The following is a 2,906-nucleotide window of genomic DNA, read 5'->3' as shown; positions in this document are numbered from 1 at the left end:
GACGAGATCTCGCTCTATCTGCACATCCCTTACTGCGACAAGCTTTGCTGGTTCTGTGCGTGCCACACCAAGCAGACACGCCATTACGAACCGGTGACGACGTATCTGCGCTCACTGCTTGCTGAAATTGCTACCGTCGCCAGTCTTGTTGGAGGCAAGGGCCGTGTGCGTGCCGTCCATTTCGGCGGTGGCTCGCCGACGATGCTCAAACCCGAGGACATGGTGGCGCTGGGAACCGTCCTGCGCAACAGTTTCGAGTTCCTTCCCGGCGCCAAGATCAGCGTCGAAATCGAACCCAACGATATGGACGATGCCCGCCTCGACGCCCTCGCCGAAATCGGCATGACCCGGGCGAGCCTCGGCGTCCAGGATTTCGATCCGAAGGTGCAGAAGGCGATCAACCGCGAGCAGAGTTTCTTGCAGACCAAAGCGGTAGTCGACGGCGTTCGTTCGCGCCGGGTCGAATCCGTCAATCTCGACCTGCTCTACGGCCTGCCGCACCAAACCAGGGAGAGCGCCGCCTCTACGGTTGCGCAAGCACTGACCCTGGAACCGGACCGGATTGCACTTTTTGGCTACGCCCATGTGCCGTGGTTCAAGAAACATCAGACGATGATCGACGAGGTATGGTTGCCGGGTCCGGCAGAGCGGTTTGCCCAATCACAACTGACCGCAAGAGCGATCGTGGAAAGGGGATACCAAGCAATAGGGCTCGACCATTTCGCCAAACCGGGCGATGCGCTGGCGCTTGCGGCCCGCGCCGGGACTTTGCACCGGAACTTTCAGGGCTACACCGAGGATCGCTGCGAAACATTGATAGGTCTCGGCCCGTCATCCATCAGCCAATTTCGCCAAGGCTATGCACAGAACATACCGTCGACCGCCGAGTATGCACGCATGGTCGCAGACGATGGTCTGGCTGCGGTTCGTGGCATTGCGTTTTCCGAGGACGACCGCGTTCGCGGCTGGATCATCGAGCGGCTGATGTGTGATTTCGCCTTCTCCGCGATCGATTTGGTGGAGCGCTTTGGCGAGCGGGGCCAGCGGCTCCTCCTCAAGGCAAGTTCTGTGGCCCTTGACGACCCGGCCCGGTTGCTCGAGCTCGATGGCGACAATTTCGTCGTCCCCGCGGAAAGTCGGCCTTTTGTCAGGAGCATCGCGGCCAAGTTCGACAAGTATTTCGAAAGCGGCAAGAGCAGGCATTCGGCGGCAGTTTGAGCACCGGTCAGAAATGCTCCCCGGCCTTGAACGGGCCGATGCGGGTTCCTGCCGCGATCAGGTAAGCGGTCGACCAGCCTATGAGTAGGAAACCGTTGACACCCTCGAGCGCCGCCAGCACGCGCCATCCATGAGCGGGTACGATGTCGCCGTAGCCAACGGTTGAAAAAGTGATGGTCGAAAAGTACAGGGCGGTTTCGAAATCGGCGAAGATGTCGAGCAATCGGTAAAGCCCGGCCCAGAGCCAGATCTCGGTGGTCATAACGGCAAAAAGTCCCATCACCACGCTGATCATCGCCACGATCCGGCTGCGGCGCCCATGCATGCGAAACCGGATGACCAGATATCCCATTGCATGCGTGACGGCGATCAGACCAAACGTATGGATCAAGACCGTCAGGCTTATGACGACAGTGCCAATGAGCAGATTGAGGATCATGCGCGGAAAGTAGAAAACGCAAACAGCGTTTTCCTTGCGCAAAATCAAACCAATCGGTGAATGCGTGCCGAGCGCCTAAAACTAATCCGTCCGGGCCGCATGACCTCCCTGCGGTGTCAGGTGTCGCGTGGGCGGGGCTTCCAAGATCAGTCGCAATAGCTTCGGACGATCAATCTGCGTATCGTCCGAGCTTGGAATTTGAGAAAATAGCCGACAGTCGCTACACGCAACAATATCGGCGCGCGAAAACGCTTGCCCCTTTGTGCCGCCGACGGATTTAGCCACCGAGAACGATCCGCGCGACCGAACCCCGGCAAAGCCCGTGGACTGACTGGGGACGTTTACTTTTCGTCAGATGTCACTTGGGCAGACGGGAAGGCTGCGTGAGACTCATGATCGTTTGCTTCAGGAGGACAACGATCCAGATGCGCGTCGGGCATCTAGACTGTGTCAGTCTCATGTTTGACTGCGACCTCTGCGAATCCGCATGCTAGATGCGTCATTGCTCTTTCACGATGCCGCCGCCGAATCTACGATGAGGGCTTTGCAGGCATAGACGAGGGCAGGGCGCTACGCTAACTCACCACTGACTTCGATCGGCATTGCTGCTGTTTGCCGGTCAATTCGGCAGAAGCGAAGCGGATCGTTCGGAGATGGTTTCGTCGACCGGCGAGAAGAAGCCATTCTGGCTCGTAGCCAGCACGAAGATCTGTTCCTCACCGCTACTGCGAATATCACCGATGTGGTGAAGCTGGCGGCCTGTGTTCTGATTCGAAAGCCGAATAGCCGCCGCCGCTGATCTGGTCTGCAAGGCGAACGATGGTCGAGCGGTTCTGCTCGATCAGTCTTTTGACCTGCATGTCCTCGCGCCTCCCGCTTGGAGATGATTTCGACCATGAATCCTACCAGATTCGCTCAGCGTTGCCGTTGATACGGCTCATTTCGAAGTGAACTCTATACCGCCTCGGTGAAGTTCGCCAACTATATCAGATAGCGCCAAAGTTCGGGTCGCTGGTAGTAACCGGCTGCTACGCGGGACTTCCGGTATTCGGAGCTCTTGAGCAATGCTCGCGTGTCAGACTGGCTGGTTCGTCAATTCCGAGGGTTCGCTGTCGAGTGGTTGCCTGTCGCGCAGGTAGAGCGCGCTCGTGGCGCGCAACATCGAGGCAAAGTTCGAGATTTGGCCGTTGATCTCCAGCGCGGTCCCAAATTCCATTTCCCGGCTAATGAGAACAATCAAGTTGGAATC

3 protein-coding genes are annotated in these 2,906 nt (G+C 57.9%); 1 reads left to right on the top strand and 2 read right to left on the bottom strand.

Features of this window, described 5'->3' with window-relative positions; all coding sequences use genetic code 11:
• Positions 1-1,218: oxygen-independent coproporphyrinogen III oxidase (gene hemN / locus EOA86_RS28910; protein WP_128344789.1), on the top strand; the 1,218-nt coding region annotated here is incomplete at its 5' end.
• A 7-nt stretch (positions 1,219-1,225) separates the two neighbouring features.
• Here the strand turns inward: hemN and EOA86_RS28905 are convergent.
• The gene (locus tag EOA86_RS28905) at positions 1,226-1,657 is read right to left on the bottom strand and encodes an ion channel (protein WP_128344788.1); all 432 of its coding nucleotides are present in this window, start codon (positions 1,655-1,657) and stop codon (positions 1,226-1,228) included.
• Between the two features lie 734 nt (positions 1,658-2,391).
• Complete coding sequence (locus EOA86_RS41335) at positions 2,392-2,517, bottom strand: hypothetical protein (protein WP_281035705.1); 126 nt, start codon at positions 2,515-2,517, stop codon at positions 2,392-2,394.
• Positions 2,518-2,906 lie beyond the last annotated feature (389 nt).

Origin of the sequence: Mesorhizobium sp. M5C.F.Ca.IN.020.32.2.1 (assembly GCF_004023105.1) — a bacterium.
Lineage (GTDB): Bacteria > Pseudomonadota > Alphaproteobacteria > Rhizobiales > Rhizobiaceae > Mesorhizobium > Mesorhizobium wenxiniae.
The sequence above is the reverse complement of the archived record's forward strand: the minus strand, read 5'-3'. Positions and strand labels throughout refer to the sequence as shown.